Here is an 18993-nt window from a genome sequence, read left to right as displayed (position 1 = left end):
GTCGGCCGAACCGGGCCTACGGGCTGGATCGCAGTGACCGCGACTCGGGCGGCGGGTCCTGCGGTTTCGGTGCGGTGGGCGCCGGGTCCGTGAGCCGGGGCTGCTTGCGGACGTTCCACCAGTGGCGGAACTGCGCCAGCCGGGTGGCGCGGGCGGGCCAGAATTCCTCGACGCTGGCATTGAATTCGGCGCCGAGGATGATGGCGAAACCCAGGAAGAACGTGAACAGCAGGAAGGCGATGGGAGTGGCCAGCGCGCCGTAGGAGATGCCGGTCCGGGTCACCCATGCCAGGTAGCGGCGCAGGCCCTCGCTGGCGGCCATGAAGAACACACCGGCGACCAGCGCGCCGCCGAAGAGCCGATGCCAGGGGAGGGTGCGGTGGAGGGCGGTCTTGTAGAGGAAGGTGAGGCCGACGATCAGCAGCAGGCCGGTGCCCGGGTAATAGAAGGCGTCGATGAGCCGCAGGCCCGGCTCGCGCCAGCTGTGCGGGAGGACCCGTCCGATGAGGGTGGGCCCCAGGGCGATCAGCGGCAGGATGAGCACCGCGATCACGAGGAAGCCGACGTAGAGCAGCAGCGCGAAGATTCGCTGCCAGACCGGATGGCGCGCGGTGGCCTGGCCGTGCGCGGCGGTGATGGCATCGACGAAGGTGGCCATGGCCGAGGAGCCGGCCCACAGCGACAGCACGAAGCCGACGGACACCACCCCGCCGTGGCCGCGCTGCAGCACGTCGTTGACGGTCGGCTGCACCAGACTGTCGACCACGCTGGGGCTGAACGCCTTCCGCGCGAAGCTGACGATCTTGGACTGCACGATGTTCAGCGTGTTCGGGCCGAACCAGTGCCCGACATAGCCGAGGCTGCCGAGCAGTCCCAGTAGCAGCGGGGCCAGCGAGAGTGTCTGCCAGAAGGCGGCCGCCGCGGATTTGGCGAAGATCGCGTCGTTCCACGCCTTCGTCGCGACGTGCACGACGAGTTGCCGGATACGGCCCCAGCGGGTGGCGGCGAGCACAACGGAACCCGTCGGCGCCGACGCGTCGGCGTGTTGCGGAGATTCGTCGTGCGCGTTCATCGTGGCCTAAGCATCGCCTACCAGCGCTTCGAATGGGACTGGACCCGCGATGTGGCGTGCGGCACTCCGCGGGGCTGTGTCGGATTGGAAAGCTGTCGGGTTCGATCGCTAATCTCTACCGAGTGACTTCGGGTGGTGGCGGTTCGTTACGTGCATGGCAGCGCAGGGCACTCACGAAGTATCTGACGACCAAGCCACGCGACTTCCTTGCCGTCGCCACCCCCGGCGCGGGTAAGACCACGTTCGCGCTGCGCGTGGCGGCCGAGCTGCTCAACGACCGCACGGTCGACCAGGTGACGGTGGTCGCACCCACCGAGCACCTCAAGCATCAGTGGGCTGCGTCGGCCGCGCGCAACGGGATTCAGCTGGATTCGAACTTCTCCAACTCGACCGGTTCCACCTCCTCCGACTACCACGGCGTAGTGGTCACCTACGCGCAGATCGCGTCGCATCCGTTCAAGCACCGGGTGCGCACCGAGAACCGCCGCACGCTGGTGATCATGGACGAGATCCATCACGCCGGCGACGCCAAGAGCTGGGGCGATGCGGTCGAGGAGGCGTTCGGGGACGCCACCCGCCGGCTGGCGCTGACCGGTACCCCGTTCCGCAGCGACGACTCCAAGATCCCGTTCATCACCTACGAAGCCGACGAGTCCGGTTTCGAGAAGTCGCGCGCCGACCACACCTACGGCTATTCCGAGGCGCTCGCCGACGGCGTGGTCAGACCCGTGGTCTTTCTCGCCTACTCCGGTGAGGCGCACTGGCGGGACAGCGCGGGCGAGGAGTACTCGGCCCGCCTGGGCGAGCCCCTCAATGCCGAGCAGACCGCCCGCGCCTGGCGCACCGCCCTCGATCCGGCCGGCGACTGGATGTCGAAGGTGCTCACCGCCGCCGACACCCGCCTGCGCCAGCTGCGTGCCACCGGCATGCCCGACGCGGGCGGCCTGGTGATCGCCACCGACCAGGAGAAGGCGCGCGACTACGCCGAACTGCTGGAACACATTTCGGGCACCAAGCCGACCATCGTGCTGTCCGACGATCCGGACTCCTCCGATCGCATCGGCGAGTTCAGCGAGAACACCGACCCGTGGATGGTCGCGGTGCGCATGGTGTCCGAGGGCGTCGACGTGCCGCGCCTCGCGGTCGGCGTGTATGCCACCAGCGCCTCGACCCCGCTGTACTTCGCGCAGGCCATCGGCCGCTTCGTGCGTGCCCGCAAGACCGGTGAGACCGCCAGCGTCTTCCTGCCCTCGGTACCGGTGCTGCTGGATCTGGCCGCCCAGCTGGAACTGCAGCGCGACCATGTCATCGGCAAGCCGCACCGCGAGGCGAACGCGCTCGAGGACGAACTGCTCATCGACGCCAACCGGCAGAAGGACGAGCCGGGCGAGGAGGAGAAGAAGTTCGTCGCCCTGGCCGCCGACGCCGAGCTCGACCAGGTCATCTACGACGGTGACTCCTTCGGCACCGCGACCTTCTCCGGCAGCGACGAGGAGGCCGACTACCTCGGCATCCCCGGCCTGCTCGACGCCGACCAGATGCGCGCCCTGCTGCGCGAACGCCAGTCCCGTCAGCTCCAGGAACGCAGCGCCGCCGCCGAGGCTCGCCCCTCGGGCTCCGGCGTGGAGGCCGCCGTCGAACGCGCCGCCACCTCGGACCGCCTGTCCGAGCTGCGCCGCGAACTGAACAGCCTGGTCGCCATGCACCACCACCGCACCGGTAAACCGCACGGCGTCATCCACGGCGACCTGCGCCGCGAATGCGGCGGCCCCCCAACCGCTCTCGCCACCGCCGACCAGCTCTCCCAGCGCATCGCGGCCCTGCGCCGGATCTGACCGGCGCGGACTTACACCACCTGCAGCTCGACCTCGACCGGGTCGCCGGCGTTCAACCCCTCGGCGACGCGGACGGCCTTCTTCACCGGCAGCACATAGGTTCCGCGTTTGCCGTCGGGAAAGATCGAGGTCGACCACCGGCTGCCGCCGACCGCGACTTTCACCTTCACCGAGCCGAATCCGGAGGCGGTGTGCCCGAAGCGCTCCTCGATCTCGTCGGCGACCGACTCGGGCAGACTCACGAAATGCCAGGAGGCCTGTGCTTCCCATTCCCAGAGTTCGGCGGTGAACGCGTACGTGGAGATCGCCATGGGCCGACGGTAGCCGCCGGGTCCGACAAGGCCGGGGTCAGCGGGTGAAATAGCGGGCGGGGGAGACACCCACCTCGCGGTGGAAGGCGGCGATATAGGCGCTCGGGGTGGCATAGCCGACGCGGGTGGCGATGCGGGCGACCGGCAGGCCGGAAGCGAGCAGTGGGAGCGAGGCGGCCAGGCGGACCTGGGTTCGCCACTGGCCGAAGGTGATTCCCGTCTCGGCGAGGAATCCGCGGGCCAGGGTGCGCGGACTGATGGCGACCGCGGCGGCCAGCTCGGCGAGAGTGCGCTGGTCGGACGGGTCGGCCCGCAGTATGTCCGCGACGCGGCGGGTGCGTGGCTCGCCGGGGGCCGGCGCGCCGATGGGGATGACGTCGACCGGGTCGAGCAGGTCGAAGACGACCGCCTCCGCCCGCTCCCGTTGTGCGCCGGTGGTGGTGTCGGCGGTCAGGTGCAGGAACAGTTCGTGCATGAGCCGGTCCACCCGCAGCATGGTCGGAGCCGGATACGTGACCGGTGTCCGCTCCGGAGCCAGGTAGATGCCGTGCATGAGCGCGCCGTCGAGGGTGCCGGTGCGATGCGTCGTCCCGCCCGGAATCCACAGCGCGCGGGTCGGCGGCAGCACCCAGTGGCCGCCCACGGTCTCGACGGTGAGGACTCCTCGTGCCGCCCAGGCGATTTGATGCTGCGGATGCTCGTGCTCGTCGAACCAGTGCCCGGCCGGCAGCGTGCCCGCGCCGAACACCATGGCCGTCGGACCGGATGGCGCGGTAAGTACCGGAGATTGACCGTCTGGCGACACAATCTGTCACTGTAGTCTCTCGCGGTCACTACCGTGGCGGCCTAGCGTTCCAGGCATGGGGATGAACTACTTTCACCAGCTGCTCTGCCGCTCGAGCATGTGGGAGCGCACCAGCGCCACCCGCATCGTCCCGTGGGCACTGCACGGACTCGACCTCGGCGATCAGGCGCTGGAGGTCGGCCCCGGCTACGGCGCGAACGTCCGCACCCTGCGCGCCCGCGTCCCGGCGCTCACCGGCCTGGAGATCGATGCTGCGCTCGCCGCTCGCCTGCGCGACCGCCAATCCGGTCGACTGCGCGTCATCGAGGGGGACGGCACCGCGATGCCCTTGCCCGGCAACGAGTTCAGCTCGGTTGTCTGTTTCACCATGCTGCATCACGTCCCGTCGCCCGCCCAGCAGGACGACCTGTTCGCCGAGGCGTTCCGCGTCCTGCGCCCCGGCGGCGTCTTCGCCGGCAGCGACGGCCTGGACCGCCTCGCCTTCCGCCTCATGCACCTCGGCGACACCTGCGTCCCCGTCCCGCCCGGCACCTTGACGGACCGCCTCACCCGCGTCGGTTTCGCCGACATCGAGATCGACACCGGCGCAACCATGTTCCGCTTCCGAGCCCGGCGCCCGAGCTGAGGTGGGCGTGCGGGCCCGATCGAACCCGGGCAAGCACGTCTCGACATCCACAACCTTCAACCGGACCGGGTCCGCCCGCGCGAGCGCGTCGAGGTAGCTCGCGCCGACGCGCTCGGAACCAACGCAACCGTATCCGCATCGGTCGCAGCGGCTGTCAGCCGAAGTAGACCGCCGGATCGAGTGCGTCGATAGGCGTCCAGCGGGGGACCGACACCGGGGCGTCGGTGTCCGTGGCGGGCGGAGCGCTCCGATAGCCCTGGAGATCCAAGGCGAGCCAGGGGTTTTCGTCGATCAGGCGGACCACCGCGTAGCAGGTGGCGAGCATGTGGAGGCAGCGGGCGCTGCGGGCGCGGCAGGAGCAGTCGGTGCTCGCGAGGATGGGCGTCACCGAGATCCCGGCGGCGATGACCGCGGCGTGCAGCTCGTCGCCGAGCGTGAGCGTGTCGGCGGGCACCACGGCGGCGATGGCGTCGATGGTGGCGCGCGGGAACGACGTCAGCTCCAGGTGCGTCACCGATGCCTCCGACCCGCGATGAATGTGCGCCCGCACCACGGTGCCCTCGACCTCGGTCCGGACGCCGTTGTTCCGGGCGATGCTGCGCGCGCGGGGGAGCAGCGGCTCGGGTTTGGTGAGGCTGAGCGGTTCCGCCAGCCGCACCCAGTCCTTGCCCCACGCCGTGTACCCGAATTCGTTGTCCGCCATCTCAGTTCCCCCGCTTCCGGCGCAGCAGCTCCAGCAGTCGTTCGTCGTCCAGTCGCGCCAGCTCCGCGACTCCGGCCGCATCGCTGAGGTCGGTGAGCGCCGACTTGCGGTCGTGCATGCCCGCGATGTGCTCCTCGATGGTGGTACCCGAGGTCAGCGTGGTGACGGTGACGGTGCGGGTCTGCCCGATGCGATGCGCGCGATCCGACGCCTGCGCCTCCACCGCCGGATTCCACCAGCGGTCGAAATGGATGACATCGGCGGCCCGCGTGAGCGTCAGCCCGGTACCCGCTGCCCGCAGGCTGAGCACCAATACGGGTGGGCCGTCCGGTGATTGGAAGTCCGCGACGATCTCCCCGCGCTGCTGCTGGTTCAGCCCGCCGTGGAAGAACGGCGCCCGCACCCCGAACTCCTCGGCGCAGTGCCGGACCAGCAGCTCACCGGTCTTGCGGTACTGGGTGAACACCAGGGTGGGCGCGTCCACGTCGAGGTTGTTGGCCAGAATGTCGGAGCAGACGTCGAATTTCCCGGAGCGCCCGGCCAATTCGTCCAGCTCCCCGGTGATCAGCCCCGGGTGGTTGCACACCTGTTTGAGCTCGGTCAGCACCGCCAGCACCCGCGTGTGCCGCTTCGCCCCGGTCCCGAACCCGGCCGCCTCGGCCCGATCGAGCAGCCGGTCGTAGAGCTGCTCCTGCTCCGCGCTCAGATCGCACACCAGATCGCAGTGGATCTTGGCCGGCAACGCGGCGGCAACCTGGGATTTGCGGCGGCCCAGCACGATCGGTTCGACGGCGTCCCGCAGCCGCAGCACCGCGCTCGCCGATCCCTCGCTGATCGGCCGCACGAACCGCCGCCGGAACTGCGCTCGGTGCGTGAACTCCTGTGGCGCGATCAGATTCAGCAGCGCCCACAGTTCGTCGAGGTGATTCTCCACCGGCGTACCGGTCAGCGCGATCCGCGCCTCGGCCGGAATCGCCCGCGCCGCCTTCGCCACCTGCGTGTGCGGATTCTTCAGCACCTGCGCCTCGTCGAAAATCACGGTGGCCCACCGCTGCCCGGCCAGCGCGGCACCGTGTCCGCGCAGGGTCGGATACCCGGTCACCACAATCGTTTCCGGCTCGGCCTCCGGCGCCGGCCCGCCCCGCCAGGCCACCGCGCGCAGTCCGGGCGCGAATCGCTCGATCTCGTGCGCCCAGTTGCCCACGAGTGATGTTGGACACACTACGAGTTGCGGCCCCTCCCCGGCCTTCCCGAGCAGGTACCCGATGGCCTGCACCGTCTTGCCCAGGCCCATCTCGTCGGCCAGCACCGCGCCGCCGTGCGCGGCGGTGGTCTCGCGCAGCCAGGTGATGCCGCGCGCCTGATAGGGCCGCAGCTCGGCCTTCAGCCCGGACCGCAGTTCGGCGCCGAGTGCCACGGTGTCCCGCAGCGCCCGCAGGGTCCGCCCCGCCGAGACGACGGCGGTCCCGGTGGCATTCGGGACGGCGTGCGCGGCCGCGGGCAGCCACCGCGCCTCGACCTCCGTCTCGACGGCCTCGCGCAGCAGGCATATCGATTCCCCGGGGTTTTCAATAGCAAGAGTGCATAACCGTTCCGGTTCCACCAGAGCGCATTCCACGTCCGTGACACCGATGCCGTCCCGGCCCGGAACGGCGAGGGCGAGGTTCTCCACCTCGCCCAGGTCTCGCGGCGCGCTTCCGGTGGTGTGGCCGTTCCACGTCCAGAGCGCGACCATATGTCGATCCTGCAGGTAGGTGGCTTGTGAGGTCTGCGGCACCCATCCGTTGTACCCGCCCGCTCTCGCCGTGCGCACATGACGAATCTCGCGTTGCGCGCAACGGAATTCATGTGTCCCCGGCCACAGCTCAATTGGTGTGTCGCTGGTCACATTCCGCGCCGACCGGTCCCGTACACAGCAGCAGCGGGCGACCTGCTGGTCGCCCGCTGCCGGGTTTTCTGTTGGGAAGATTCAATTGTCGAGCGGGCTCTCGGAGAACGGTGACTCCCGATCGAGTCTCTCCGAGGTGGAGGAGCTGTTACAGCGCCGGTGCCGACTCCGTGTCGATCACGGCCTCGAGCTCACGAAGGCGATCCATGTGCTCGTTGGCGTGATGCTGGCAGAAGAGCAACTCTCCACCGGCAGGAAGGGTTGCGCGCACGCGCGCAGCCGCCCCGCAGCGGTCGCAACGATCGACCGCGGTCAGTGGGGTGCTTGTCAGGGTTCCTGGCATGACTCCTCCGTCCTGGCTCTGGGTGCCTCACGCACCGTTCGCCTGGTGTGGGGCCCGCGGTCCAATCCGCGAACCTCGCTACCGCTACTTCCCAGCAGTGGTTGTTGACTACTCTGTCAGACGTTCGGCGCGAGCACTTTGTTCCCGTGCAGTTTCCCGTGTGTTTTCTGTAACACGACCTGCGATTTCGCTGAAAGCGAACAGGTCCTGAGGACTGCCCGTGGGGACGTCGCAACCTCCCGTTCGAACACGCTGATCGAGTTGTCTACCCGGAGACTACCCGGGCACACCGACACTCACACTCCGATTGGTCTCTGTGGCTGGGACGCCAGCAAACCGTAATCAAGGCGGCTGGATTGGAGACCGGTCCGCGACCGGCCTGACCTCGGCCCATGGCTGCGCGGTGGCGCCTCGGGTCACGGAGCCGTTCGCACAGCGCGAACGGCGGATTCGCGCCCCGGGGCTCAGAACCAGGACTCGTCGAGTTCCAGGGTGGTGCGGTCGCCGGAGTCGAGCAGGTCGAATTGCGGTGTGGTGCACGGAAGTTCCCAGCGGAAGAAGTACCGGGCGGCCAGCCGCTTCCCCTGCCGGAAGGTCTCCCACTCGGCCACGTGCGGACGGTCCTGGGCGGACAGCGCGGTGGCGGTGATCGCCTGCTCGAGCCAGATCCAGGCCAGCACCACGTGGCCGAACGCCTCCAGATAGACCGCCGAATTGGCCAGGGCCGCCTCAGGATTGCCCGCGCGCCACAGGCCCGCCGTGGTGGCGGCCAGGCGGCCGGTGGCGGCCTCCAGGGCGGCGGCGTACTCGGCGAGCTCGGCGTCACCGGTCGCGCGGGCGGCGGCGCTGGTGGCGGCCATGGTCTCCAGCAGCGCGGCCAGGGCCGCGCCATCGTCCAGGGTGACCTGGCGGCCGAGCAGGTCCATGCTCTGAATGCCGTGGGTGCCTTCGTGAATCGGGTTGAGGCGGTTGTCGCGGTAGTGCTGTTCGACGTCGTAGTCGCGGGTGTAGCCGGCGCCGCCGTGGATCTGGATGGCCAGATCGTTGGCGGCCAGGCACCACTGGCTGGGCCAGGACTTGGCGATGGGGGTGAGGATGCGCAGCAGGGTGGCGGCGCGCGCCCGGTCGGATTCGCCTGTCGCGGTGCGGTGTTCGTCGATCAGTTTGCCGCAGTACAGCTGCAGCGCGAGTGCGCCTTCGGCATAGGACTTCTGGGCCAGCAGCATGCGCCGCACATCCGGGTGGTCGATGATCGGCACCTGCGCGCCGCCGCGGGCGCTGACCGGGCGGCCCTGCGGGCGGGTGCGGGCATAGTCGAGGGACTTGAGGTAGCCGGTGTAGCCCAGCGCGGTGGAGGCCAGGCCGACGCCGATGCGGGCCTCGTTCATCATCGTGAACATCTGGGCCAGACCGTGATTCGGCGTGCCCACCAGATAGCCGATCGCGCCCGGCTCCCCGCCGGGGGTGAAGTTGCCGTCGCCGAAGACGGGGGCGGTGTTGACGGTGCCGCGCCAGCCCATCTTGTGGTTGATGCCCGAGAGCACGACATCGTTGTGGACGGTCGGGTTGCCCTCGGCGTCGGGCAGGAACTTGGGGACCACGAACAGCGAGATGCCGCGGGTGCCCTCCGGTGCGCCCGGAATGCGGGCCAGCACCAGGTGCACGATGTTCTCCGAGAGGTCGTGGTCGCCGCCGGAGATCCACATCTTGTGCCCGAACAGACGGTAGGAGCCGTCGGCGGCGGGCACGGCGCGGGTGGTGATGTCGGCCAGGCTGGATCCGGCCTGCGGCTCCGACAGGGCCATGGTGCCGAAGCTGCGGCCCTCCAGCATCGGGCGCACGTAGGCGTCGATCTGCTCCGGGCTGCCGTGCGCGGCAAGCAGATTCGCATTGCCGGTGGTGAGCAGTACGTAGGCGGCGGTGCCGACATTGGCGGCGTGGAACCACGACATGCACGCGGTGTAGACCGAGTGCGGCAGCTGCATGCCGCCGATCTCGTAATCCATTGCCGCGCCGATCATTCCGGCGTCGGCGAAGGCCTGCAGCGCCTTGCCGACCGCGGGGATGATGTGCACGCGCTCGCCGTCGAAGGTGGGCTCGTGCAGATCGTTCTCGCGATTGTGCGGCGCGAAGTAGCTGGTGGCCAGATCCTGGCACAGCCGCAGCACCTGGTCGAAGGTGTCGCGGGAGTGGTCGGCGAAGCGGTCGCGCGCCGTCAGCGACTCCACCCGCAGCCAGTCGTAGAGCAGGAACTCGAGGTCGCGGGCGGACATGATGCTGGACGGATTCATGGTTCCTCGAGCGGTCGGGTACGGGGAGTCGTACCTGCCGGTCTACCAGATGGCGCGGGACCGTCCGTGGCCCGGCCCGAGCCGTTCTGAACCCCGGGGCACTCACCTAGATTGGACGGGTGGGAACCGAACAGGACACGACGCCGCCGACGCTGCTGCACATCTGCTCCCGGGTGGAATGGGAAAACGCCCGCGCCGCAGGCGAATACCGCGCCCCCTCGCTGGCCGAGGCCGGATTCATCCACCTCTCCGCGCCCTACCAGGCCCACCTGCCGGCCAATCGGCTCTTCGCCGGCCGCACCGATCTCGTGCTGCTGCACCTGGATCCGGCCCGGCTCGGTTCCCCGGTGAAGTGGGAGCCGGGCGTGCCCGCCGACCCGGACTCCATGACCTTCCCGCACCTGTACGGCCCGCTGCCGCTGACCGCGGTCGTCGAGGTCACCGATTTCCTGCCGGGCCCCGACGGATCGTTCGCGCCGCTCACCGCGGAGTGACCCGGCGCGCCCGCACCGTGTGACTCGTGCAGGCGGGGTGCGCCGCAACGTAGCTCCCCGGGATTCGCACGGGTTGTCCTAATCTGGACTGCGTGAACGTCGATGTGACAGCGCTGCCCGGTATCGGTGTGCGGAAGGATTTCGAGGTCAGATCGGGACGGCGGATCGGGGTGGTGGCGCACCGGGACGGCGGCATCGATCTGATCGTGTCGCAGCGGGACGACCCGGACGCGTGCCTGGCCCAGGTGCCCCTGACGACCGACGAGGCGGCGGTCCTGGCCAATCTGCTGGGCGCGCCCCAGCTGGTGCAGCAGCTCAAGGAAGAACACTCGGACCTACCCGGGATCACCACCAGACAGCTCACCATCGGCGGCAATTCGCCCTACCGGGGACGCATGCTCGGCGAGACCGCCATGCGGACCCGGACCAAGGCCTCCATCGTGGCCATCATGCGGGCGGGGCAACTGCACCCGTCACCGGGACCTGATCAGGTGCTCGACTCCGGGGACGTGCTCGTCGTCGTCGGCACGCCGCACGGGCTGGACGCGGCCGCTCGCATTCTGGCCGACGGCTGACCCTGTGGATTCGACCGGTCTAGCCCTGTTCGAACTCGGCGCGATCTTGTTCGCGCTCGGCATGCTGGGGCGACTGGCCGCCCGCTTCGGCATGTCGCCGATTCCCCTCTACCTGCTCGGCGGCCTGGCCTTCGGCGAGGGCGGCATCGTGAAGATGCGCGCCGCCACCGAATTCGGGCACACGGCCGGCGAGATCGGCGTGGTGCTGCTGCTCCTGCTGCTCGGATTGGAGTACACCGCAGCCGAATTGGTGACCGGACTGCGCCGCTCCTGGATGGCCGGCCTGGTCGACATCGTCGTCAATGCCACGCCGGGCGTGGTGGTGGCGCTGATCCTGGACTGGGGCCCGATCGGCGCGGTCACCATGGGCGGCGTCACCTATATCTCGTCCTCCGGCATCGTCGCCAAGGTGCTCAACGACCTGGGCCGCCTCGGTAACCGCGAGACGCCGGTGGTGCTGTCCATCCTGGTGTTCGAGGATCTGGCCATGGCGGTGTATCTGCCGATCCTCACCATGATGCTGGCCGGCCTGAGCTTCGCCAGCGGGCTGCGTTCGCTGGCCATCGCGCTGGTGGCGATCACGGTGGTGCTCATCGTGGCGCTGCGCTACGGCCGCTACGTGTCGGCCATCGTGGACAGCAACGATCGGGAGGTGTTCCTGCTCAAGCTGCTCGGCGCGGCGCTGCTGGTGTCGGGCGCGGCCTCGGAGCTGAACGTGTCGGCGGCGGTGGGCGCGTTCCTGCTCGGCATCGCCATCTCCGGGTCCACCGCGCAGGAGGCGGCGAAACTCCTCGAACCGCTGCGGGATCTGTTCGCGGCCCTCTTCTTCGTGGCCTTCGGGCTCAGCACCGATCCCCATGCGATCCCGCCGGTGCTGGGCTGGGCGATCCTGCTGGCCTTCGTGACCACGCTGACCAAGCTCGGCACCGGCTGGTGGGCGGCGTCGCGGCAGGGCATCCGCCGGATGGGCCGGGCGCGCGCGGGCGCGGCGCTGGTGGCGCACGGCGAATTCTCCATCGTCATTGCCGGTCTGGCGGTTTCGCTGGGTGGCGTGAGCGGCCGGCTGGCCGCGCTGGCCTCGGCCTACGTGCTAATGATGGCCGTGCTCGGCCCGATCGCGGCGCGCCTCGTCGAGCCGGTCGTCCGGTTCGCCCAGCGCGGGCGCGGCCGCGTCGATCCCGTCCCCGGCTGAATCCCCGGTCGCGGCCGGATTCGCGGCCGCCCGGACCGGCTTCGCCGCGGCCCTGCGCGCTTGCACCGCGACCAGGCGGTGGGAGAGCGCCACCGCGATCGCGCCCACCGTGAAACCGATGAGCAGCGCGAAGAAATGGCCGTAGTCGGTGAAGGTGCGGCCGTGCCAGACGCCGTAGGCGTACCAGACCACCATGGCCAGCGCCCACAGCCAGCGGGCCGGGCCGCGCAGCCGGAAGGTCAGCGCGGCCATCATGGCCGAGATGCCGTAGCTGGGGCCGACATCCGAGGCGAAGGCCACCCGGGTCGGGATCAGCTGCTTGTCGAGCTTGTGGGCGATGCCGAGCACCGTGATCAGGGTGGCGCCGACGTGACCGGTGGCCACCACCAGGATCCAGCGCAGCGACCCCAGCCAGCGCTCGGCCAGCGCCATCAGGGTGATGAGGATGAGAATGTCGCCCCACGGGAAGCCGCCGTCGGTCCAGAAGGCCGAGGCCACCAGCACCTGGATCGGATCCTTCTGCATATTGCGCAGATTCGTGGAGGCGGAGAAGATCAGCCGCCGGCCCACGATGTCACTGGCTCCGCGCAGCGTCCACCAGGTGATGAACAGGGTGAAGGCGTAGGCGATGCATGCCGGGGTGACCGCCAGCAGATTCCGATAGGCCCGGACCGCGCGCCGCAACCGGTGCGGCTGCCGCCACCAGACACCGAGGGTGCGGAACCGCTCGCCGAGATCGACGGTGCGCAGCCAGGGCGACTGATAGGTGCCTGCCATGGCGCCATGGTATCCCGGGGCCACCGGCCGACCTCCGTGCCGCGGGGAGGAGGCCGGTCCCGCGGCAGTCCGCCACGCGTAACGCGCAGTAATGCCGGGGGAAAGCGGTGGTTACCGACCGGCAATATGGGCCCGGACCATCGGCAGGGTGATCTTCCATCAGCGCCTGGGCGGCAGCACCTACACCTTCGACGGGCTGGTCGAACTGCTGGCCAAGGCCACACCGCGGCGCAGCGGGGACGAACTGGCGGGCTGCGCGGCGCACTCCGACGCCGAGCGGGCGGCAGCGCAGTGGGCGCTGGCCGAGGTGTCGCTGGGCGTCTTCCTGGAGGAGCCGGTGGTGCCGTACGAGACCGACGAGGTCACGCGGTTGATCATCGACGGGCACGATCGCGGTGCGTTCCAGGCGATTTCGCATCTGACGGTAGGCGGGCTGCGGGACTGGCTGCTCGCGGTGGCCGCCCGGCCCGATGCCGCGGTCACCCTGCGGGCCGTCGCACCCGGGCTCACGCCCGAGATGGTCGCGGCCGTCAGCAAACTCATGCGCAATCAGGACCTGATCGCGGTCGCGCGGGCGGCCGAGGTGCGCTCCGGATTCCGGACCAGCATCGGGGTGCCGGGCACGCTCGCCACGCGATTGCAGCCCAACCATCCGACCGATGATCCACGCGGGATCGCCGCGGCGGTGCTGGACGGGCTGCTGCTGGGGTGCGGGGACGCGGTGATCGGCATCAATCCGGCCACCGATTCGCCGCAGGCCACGGCGGATCTGCTGTACCTGCTCGAGGAGGTGCGGCAGCGCTTCGAGATTCCGACGCAGTCGTGTGTGCTGTCGCACGTCACCACCACGCTCGGGCTCATCGAGGCGGGAGCGCCGGTGGATCTGGTGTTCCAGTCCATCGCGGGCACCCAGGGCGCGAATTCGGGCTTCGGCGTGACCATCTCGCTGCTGCGCGAGGCCAACGAGTCGGGCCGGTCGCTGCGTCGCGGGACCGTGGGCGACAACGTCATGTACCTGGAAACCGGTCAGGGCTCGGCGCTTTCGGCGGGCGCGCACCTGGGCGCCGGCGGCAAGCCGGTCGACCAGCAGACCCTCGAGGTCCGCGCCTACGCCATCGCCCGCGACCTGGACCCATTCCTGATCAATACGGTGGTCGGTTTCATCGGCCCCGAATACCTCTACGACGGCAAGCAGATCATCCGCGCCGGCCTCGAGGACCACTTCTGCGGCAAGCTTCTCGGCCTCCCCATGGGCGTCGACGTCTGCTACACCAATCACGCCGAAGCCGACCAGGACGACATGGACACCCTGCTCACCCTGCTGGCCGCCGCGGGCTGCCCCTTCGTCATCGCGGTCCCCGGCGCCGACGACGTCATGCTCGGCTACCAGAGCCTCGCCTACCACGACGCCCTCTATGCCCGGCAGATCCTCGATCTCCGCCCCGCCCCCGAATTCGCCGCCTGGCTCGACGGTCTCGGCATGATGGACTCGACCGGCCGCATTCTGCCCGCCGAGCCCCTGTCCTCCCCGCTGCGGGCGCTGGCTGCCAAGGGGGCGGCGTGAGCCTCGGCGCCACCTCGCGGGTTACCCCTACGAGAAAGCGATTCTGCGCGAACAGGATTGGAACTCGGATCGCCGAGGCTCGTCCGGTGGCGCCGATCGGAGTCGCCGACAACGCCGGCCCGTACCCGGAGGGAGACCAGTGAGCCCGATCGAACCCGTGCGCCCGATCCGCCGCACCGAGGATATTGCCGCGCAAGCGTTCTGGGACGGACTGCGGCGCAGCACACAGGCGCGGATCGGGCTCGGGCGTACCGGGGACGCGCTGTCCACCGCGGAGGTGCTCGAGTTCCGGGCGGCCCATGCCGCGGCCCGCGATGCCGTGCACAGTCCGCTCGATATCGCGGCCCTGGCCGCCGAGGTGAGGGGTCTCGGGATCGGCGAGCCGGTGCACGTGCGCAGCAGGGCGAGTGATCGCTCGGAATACCTGCGGCGTCCGGATCTCGGGCGGCTGCCCGAAACCGATGACCCGGCGGTGCCGCACAGCGGGGCGGACGTGGGTTTCGTTCTGGCGGACGGACTTTCGTCGAAGGCGCTCGCCGATCACGGGGTTCCGATGCTCGCGGCGTTGCTCGCGGCGTTCGAGGGGCGATACACGCTCGCTCCGCCGGTGATCGCCACGCAGGCCCGGGTGGCGCTGGGAGATCACATCGGTGCGGCGCTCGATGTGCGGACGGTGCTGGTGTTGATCGGGGAGCGGCCCGGGCTGTCGGTCGCCGACAGTCTCGGGATCTATCTCACCCATTGCCCGCGACCCGGACGATTCGATTCCGAGCGTAACTGCATCTCGAATATTCATCCCCCCGAAGGGCTCTCGTACGCGCGTGCGGCTCAGGTCGTCGCGGGGTTGGTCGATGGTGCTCGTCGGCTCGGCCGGTCGGGGGTCGAGCTCAAGGACACATCGGCCGACCGCGCGCTCGCCGATGCGGGTGCGATCTCGGTGGAAGCCCCACGGCTCGTCGCGGGAACGGAGCGTGACCACGCGAAACACTGAGCGGTGCGCGACCTGCCTACGTCTTCGCTTTCTGGCCGAATCCGCTGCCGCCCGGCCTCGCCGCCGGCGCGGGAAGTACTGTTCACCCGGGCTTGTGGCAGGCCGCTCGAACAGTGCCGACTCGGCGCGGAGCAGGAGGTACAGGCGGGATGCGACGATGGCGAGTGGTGCTGGCGCTGGCGGGAACCGTGGTGCTGGTGCCGTTTCTCGGGTTCACCGGCTATACGGTCGGTCGTGCGCGGCTTTCCCCGCGGCCTGGCGCGGACGTGGTGGTCGTGCTCGGTTGCCGGCTGCGCCACGATCGGGTTGCACCGATGCTTGCCAGACGGCTGAACCGGACGCTCGAGGTGGTGGGAGAGGAACGCCGCCGGGGGCGTACACCGCTGCTGGTGGTGTCGGGCGGGCAGAGCGGGCCCGAAACCGTGGCCGAGGCCGAGGCGATGGCTGATTATCTTGTGGCGCAGGGCATTCCGGACGACCGCATCATGCGCGAGAACCGGTCCCGCAATACCGAGGAGAATCTGCGGTTCACCGTCCGGGAGCTACGCGGGCGCGGCATGGATCCGGAGCAGGTGCGAATAACCGTGGTCACCAGTGACTTTCACGTGTTGCGGACGGCCGGGCTGGCCCGGCGGCTGGGGCTGCGCGCTCAGGTCACCGGGGCGCGTACCTCCCGGCTGCTGACCCGGAAATCCTTCCTGCGGGAATTCGTCGCCGTCCTGGTGAAGCTGGGCCGGACCGGGCAGCGGTCGGTTACCGGCGCAGATCGAGCCGGCGCATGACGCGGTCCACCACATCGGGCGGTATCCCCGGTTCGCGGCGCGCTGCCAGCGCCTCGGCCCGGCCCGCCTCCAGCACCTCATTGGTGATGGAGCGCATCTTCGTGGTGAAGGCCAGCGTGCGATCGGTGTGGGTCCGGGGATTGTCCCCGGCGGCCTCCGGATCCGCCTGGGCCAGACGGCGTTCGAATCCCGTGCGCAGCCGGTCGTAGACCTCCGCGGGGAGGTGCTCGGTCTCCGAGATCTCCTCGAGCCGGGCCAGTTCGGCCTCCAGCACCCGGGTCCAGAGCTGGCGTTCGAAGGCACGCTCGGTGCCGGTGTCGGCGTGCACGCCGGTCGCCCGCACCACGGCGGGCAGGGTCGGGCCCTGTAGCAGCAGCGTGAACAGCACGACCGCGATGGCGGTGAACAGGATTTCGGTGCGGCCCGGGAACGGTTGTCCGCTGTCGGTGGTGAACGGTACGGCCAGGGCCAGCGCCACCGTGGCGACCCCGCGCATGCCCGCCCACCAGGTCACCACGGTCTCGCGCCAGGTGTGGGGCTCGTCCTTGTCGCGGGTGCGCCACCAGGATCGGAAGATCACGGTCGTGGTCAGCAGCCAGATCAGCCGCAACCCCACCACCACCGCGATGATCACCACCGCCCCGCCGATGAAGCGCGGCCAGTCGGGTCCGGCGTCGCGCAGTACCGTGCTCAGCTCGAGTCCGATCAGGCCGAAAGCGAAACCGGTGACCAGCATCTCGGTGATCTCCCAGAAGGAGTCGCCGACCAGCCGGTAGTCGCTGTCACTGAAATCGGTTGCGGCATGGGTGAGATACATCGAGCAGACCAGCACCGCCAGCACCGCCGACCCGCCCCGTGACTCCGAGAGCCCGTAGGCGGCGAACGGCAGCAGCAGCCCCAGCGCCACCCGCCACGGGGCCTCGTCCAGCCGCTGCATGAGTTTGCTTCCGGCCCAGCCGAACAGCAGCCCGACCAACGCCCCGACCAGCGCCGACACCAGGAAATCGCGGAATGCGCCCCAGGCCGAGAAGGAACCGGTCACCACGGCCTGAATCGCCGCCGTGTAGAGGACGATCGCGGTCACGTCGTTGAACAGCCCCTCGCCCTCGAGCACCGCGACCAGACGCCGGGGCAAGCCCAGCTTGCCGGCCAGCGCCGAGACCGCCACCGGATCCGGTGGCGCGACCAGGGCGCCGAGCGCCACCGCGGCACCGATCGGCACGGCCGGATACCAGAGGTGAAAGGCCCAGGCCACGGCCGCCGTGGTCACGATGACCAGCACCACCGCGCGCAGGCTGATGGCCACCCAGTTCTCGGCGAACTGCCGCCAGGAGGTGCGCCGCGCGGCCGCATACAGCAGGGGAGGCAGCACCAGCGGCAGGATGAGTTCGGGATCGATCTCGATATTCGGCACCTGCGGAATCAGGGCCAGCACCACGCCGAAGGCGGTCATGAGGACCGCCGGGGCCTGGCCCAGCCGCCGTCCGAGCGGCTGGGCCAGGATGGTCGCGAACAGGACCGCGAAGATCAACTCCAGCTGGTGGTGCTCCACGGCAGTCAGTTTGCTGCCGATGTGCCCCAAAGTCGAACACCGGAACCGGATTCTCAGCGAACCGGGTCGGCAATTCTCAGCCTGCCCGGCTGAGAATGGAGATTGCCCACAGTCGGGCGGGTTCGGCTATGAGTAGCGGGTACTGCGCTGCGGCGGAACCGGATTCCGATCGGGGCGCGCCGCCGGGCCGCCGGCCGCCGGGTAGAACTGGTCCGAACGCCAGTCGCCGGGCGGGGGCATCTCGTGGCGGCCGGGCGCCTGATAGTCGGTGGCCGGTGCGTACAGGCCCGCGGTCCGGTAGTCGCGGGGACCGGGCTCATCCTGGCCGGAGCCGCGGGTGTCGGCCACCGCCGAGACCGCTCGCAGCGACCAGCCCGCGCGCGCCGGCTCGGGCCGTTCCGGTTCGGGCATCATGGAGCGTTCGTCCACCTCGGTGAGGCCGACGTGAATGAGCAGGACGAGCGTCACCATGCTGACGCTGATCATCAGCGGGGCCAGCAATTCCATCGGGCCCGCGCCCCGCGGGGTGGCCGGATTGTCCATGTGGTGCGCGCTCATCGAGGCCATGCCCGTGTAGTGCATGCCGCAGACCGCGACACCCATGATCAGGGCCGCGCCGATGGTGGCCCAGATGCCGGTGATGACCAGCGTGAACCACAGCGCCACGGTGGCCGCGACCACCGCGATCACCATGGACAGCGTGACGATGCCCGCGTTGTAGTCGATCATGGCGTCGGACCGCATGGCGTACATGCCCGAGTAGTGCATGGCGCCGACGCCGAGCCCGGTGACCGCGCCGCCCGCGAACAGCGACAAGCGGCCGAATGGCTCGCGGGCCACGATGAACAGGCCCATCCACACCACGGTGACCGAGATGACGGCGCTGAGCAGGGTGAGCGGCACGTTGTACTTGACCACCGCACCGCGGATGGTGAAGCCCAGCATGGCGACAAAGTGCATCACCCAGATGCCGGTGCCGCCGATGGCCACGGCCGCCGAGATGAGCCAGCCGCTGCGTCCGTCCCCGGACCGGGCCCGTGCCGTACACCGCAGACCGAGCAGGGATCCGGTCACGGACATGATGTACGCCAGTACGGGGGTGATCCAACCGTAGCTGAAGTGGTGAATTTCCAGCACTCGAACTCCATTGCCAGAACAGGGGTTTCGCGATCGCGGAGGCGACGACGGCACAC

18 protein-coding genes are annotated in these 18993 nt (G+C 69.6%); 8 read left to right on the top strand and 10 right to left on the bottom strand.

The features are described from left to right. Window positions 1-16: 16 nt before the first annotated feature. Window positions 17-1072 (bottom strand): YihY/virulence factor BrkB family protein, encoded by a 1056-nt coding sequence (locus ABZV44_RS17090; RefSeq protein ID WP_354836971.1) that lies wholly within the window; start codon window positions 1070-1072, stop codon window positions 17-19. Window positions 1073-1194: 122 nt separating this feature from the next. Between ABZV44_RS17090 and ABZV44_RS17085 the strand changes: the two genes are divergently transcribed. Continuing rightward, window positions 1195-2907, top strand: a complete 1713-nt coding sequence (locus ABZV44_RS17085; protein WP_354836968.1) for a DEAD/DEAH box helicase — start codon at window positions 1195-1197, stop codon at window positions 2905-2907. A gap of 11 nt (window positions 2908-2918) precedes the next feature. On the opposite strand, the gene ABZV44_RS17080 is transcribed toward ABZV44_RS17085, so the two are convergent. Both ABZV44_RS17080 and ABZV44_RS17075 read right to left on the bottom strand, forming a co-directional pair. Then, entirely contained in the window at window positions 2919-3218 is a 300-nt protein-coding gene (locus tag ABZV44_RS17080) for a DUF1905 domain-containing protein (protein WP_354836966.1), read from the bottom strand. A 37-nt stretch (window positions 3219-3255) separates the two neighbouring features. After that, a complete protein-coding gene (locus tag ABZV44_RS17075) occupies window positions 3256-4023 on the bottom strand; it encodes a helix-turn-helix transcriptional regulator (RefSeq protein ID WP_354836963.1) in 768 nt (255 codons plus the stop codon). 55 nt (window positions 4024-4078) lie between these two features. On the opposite strand from ABZV44_RS17075, the gene ABZV44_RS17070 reads away from it, so the two are divergent. Beyond that, complete coding sequence (locus tag ABZV44_RS17070; protein ID WP_354836961.1) at window positions 4079-4648, top strand: class I SAM-dependent methyltransferase; 570 nt, start codon at window positions 4079-4081, stop codon at window positions 4646-4648. 154 nt (window positions 4649-4802) lie between these two features. On the opposite strand, the gene ABZV44_RS17065 is transcribed toward ABZV44_RS17070, so the two are convergent. From ABZV44_RS17065 to ABZV44_RS17050, 4 genes are all read right to left on the bottom strand, one after another. After that, window positions 4803-5351 (bottom strand): hypothetical protein, encoded by a 549-nt coding sequence (locus ABZV44_RS17065; RefSeq protein ID WP_354836959.1) that lies wholly within the window; start codon window positions 5349-5351, stop codon window positions 4803-4805. A gap of 1 nt (window position 5352) precedes the next feature. Then, window positions 5353-7086 (bottom strand): DEAD/DEAH box helicase, encoded by a 1734-nt coding sequence (locus tag ABZV44_RS17060; RefSeq protein WP_354837088.1) that lies wholly within the window; start codon window positions 7084-7086, stop codon window positions 5353-5355. A gap of 301 nt (window positions 7087-7387) precedes the next feature. Beyond that, window positions 7388-7582 carry a hypothetical protein gene (locus ABZV44_RS17055; RefSeq protein ID WP_033087939.1) on the bottom strand — a complete coding sequence of 65 codons (195 nt, stop codon included), beginning with the start codon at window positions 7580-7582 and terminating at the stop codon, window positions 7388-7390. Window positions 7583-8046: 464 nt separating this feature from the next. Beyond that, complete coding sequence (locus ABZV44_RS17050; protein ID WP_354836956.1) at window positions 8047-9873, bottom strand: acyl-CoA dehydrogenase; 1827 nt, start codon at window positions 9871-9873, stop codon at window positions 8047-8049. 119 nt (window positions 9874-9992) lie between these two features. On the opposite strand from ABZV44_RS17050, the gene ABZV44_RS17045 reads away from it, so the two are divergent. The 3 genes from ABZV44_RS17045 (at window position 9993) to ABZV44_RS17035 (ending at window position 12134) form a co-directional block, all read left to right on the top strand. Continuing rightward, window positions 9993-10367 (top strand): DUF952 domain-containing protein, encoded by a 375-nt coding sequence (locus tag ABZV44_RS17045; protein WP_354836954.1) that lies wholly within the window; start codon window positions 9993-9995, stop codon window positions 10365-10367. Window positions 10368-10459: 92 nt separating this feature from the next. Continuing rightward, window positions 10460-10942, top strand: a complete 483-nt coding sequence (locus ABZV44_RS17040) for a cation:proton antiporter regulatory subunit (RefSeq protein ID WP_354836952.1) — start codon at window positions 10460-10462, stop codon at window positions 10940-10942. A gap of 4 nt (window positions 10943-10946) precedes the next feature. Beyond that, on the top strand, window positions 10947-12134 hold the full coding sequence (locus tag ABZV44_RS17035) for a cation:proton antiporter (protein ID WP_354836950.1): 1188 nt from the start codon (window positions 10947-10949) through the stop codon (window positions 12132-12134). On the opposite strand, the gene ABZV44_RS17030 is transcribed toward ABZV44_RS17035, so the two are convergent. After that, window positions 12033-12911 carry a rhomboid-like protein gene (locus ABZV44_RS17030; RefSeq protein ID WP_354836947.1) on the bottom strand — a complete coding sequence of 293 codons (879 nt, stop codon included), beginning with the start codon at window positions 12909-12911 and terminating at the stop codon, window positions 12033-12035. The two genes, ABZV44_RS17035 and ABZV44_RS17030, sit on opposite strands and share 102 nt — an antisense overlap. A 148-nt stretch (window positions 12912-13059) precedes the next feature. Between ABZV44_RS17030 and ABZV44_RS17025 the strand changes: the two genes are divergently transcribed. From ABZV44_RS17025 to ABZV44_RS17015, 3 genes are all read left to right on the top strand, one after another. Then, on the top strand, window positions 13060-14475 hold the full coding sequence (locus tag ABZV44_RS17025) for an ethanolamine ammonia-lyase subunit EutB (RefSeq protein WP_354836945.1): 1416 nt from the start codon (window positions 13060-13062) through the stop codon (window positions 14473-14475). Window positions 14476-14614: 139 nt separating this feature from the next. Continuing rightward, on the top strand, window positions 14615-15466 hold the full coding sequence (gene eutC, locus ABZV44_RS17020; protein WP_354836943.1) for an ethanolamine ammonia-lyase subunit EutC: 852 nt from the start codon (window positions 14615-14617) through the stop codon (window positions 15464-15466). A gap of 149 nt (window positions 15467-15615) precedes the next feature. Further along, window positions 15616-16248 (top strand): YdcF family protein, encoded by a 633-nt coding sequence (locus ABZV44_RS17015; protein WP_354836941.1) that lies wholly within the window; start codon window positions 15616-15618, stop codon window positions 16246-16248. Here the strand turns inward: ABZV44_RS17015 and ABZV44_RS17010 are convergent. Continuing rightward, a complete protein-coding gene (locus ABZV44_RS17010; RefSeq protein ID WP_354836939.1) occupies window positions 16220-17800 on the bottom strand; it encodes a Na+/H+ antiporter in 1581 nt (526 codons plus the stop codon). The two genes, ABZV44_RS17015 and ABZV44_RS17010, sit on opposite strands and share 29 nt — an antisense overlap. A gap of 126 nt (window positions 17801-17926) precedes the next feature. Beyond that, window positions 17927-18937: an MHYT domain-containing protein gene (locus ABZV44_RS17005; protein WP_354836937.1), complete on the bottom strand. Its 1011-nt coding sequence runs from the start codon at window positions 18935-18937 to the stop codon at window positions 17927-17929. Window positions 18938-18993 lie beyond the last annotated feature (56 nt).

Source organism: Nocardia sp. NPDC004860, from assembly GCF_040609015.1.
GTDB lineage: Bacteria > Actinomycetota > Actinomycetes > Mycobacteriales > Mycobacteriaceae > Nocardia.
Note: the sequence above shows the minus strand (reverse complement) of the source record. Positions and strands in the feature narration are given on the sequence as shown.

Coding starts and splice junctions, on each gene's coding strand:
- ABZV44_RS17090 (WP_354836971.1), bottom strand. CDS start 1,072: ATGAACGCGCACGACGAATCTCCGCAACACGCCGACGCGTCGGCGCCG.
- ABZV44_RS17080 (WP_354836966.1), bottom strand. CDS start 3,218: ATGGCGATCTCCACGTACGCGTTCACCGCCGAACTCTGGGAATGGGAA.
- ABZV44_RS17070 (WP_354836961.1), top strand. CDS start 4,079: ATGGGGATGAACTACTTTCACCAGCTGCTCTGCCGCTCGAGCATGTGG.
- ABZV44_RS17065 (WP_354836959.1), bottom strand. CDS start 5,351: ATGGCGGACAACGAATTCGGGTACACGGCGTGGGGCAAGGACTGGGTG.
- ABZV44_RS17060 (WP_354837088.1), bottom strand. CDS start 7,086: ATGGTCGCGCTCTGGACGTGGAACGGCCACACCACCGGAAGCGCGCCG.
- ABZV44_RS17055 (WP_033087939.1), bottom strand. CDS start 7,582: ATGCCAGGAACCCTGACAAGCACCCCACTGACCGCGGTCGATCGTTGC.
- ABZV44_RS17050 (WP_354836956.1), bottom strand. CDS start 9,873: ATGAATCCGTCCAGCATCATGTCCGCCCGCGACCTCGAGTTCCTGCTC.
- ABZV44_RS17030 (WP_354836947.1), bottom strand. CDS start 12,911: ATGGCAGGCACCTATCAGTCGCCCTGGCTGCGCACCGTCGATCTCGGC.
- ABZV44_RS17015 (WP_354836941.1), top strand. CDS start 15,616: ATGCGACGATGGCGAGTGGTGCTGGCGCTGGCGGGAACCGTGGTGCTG.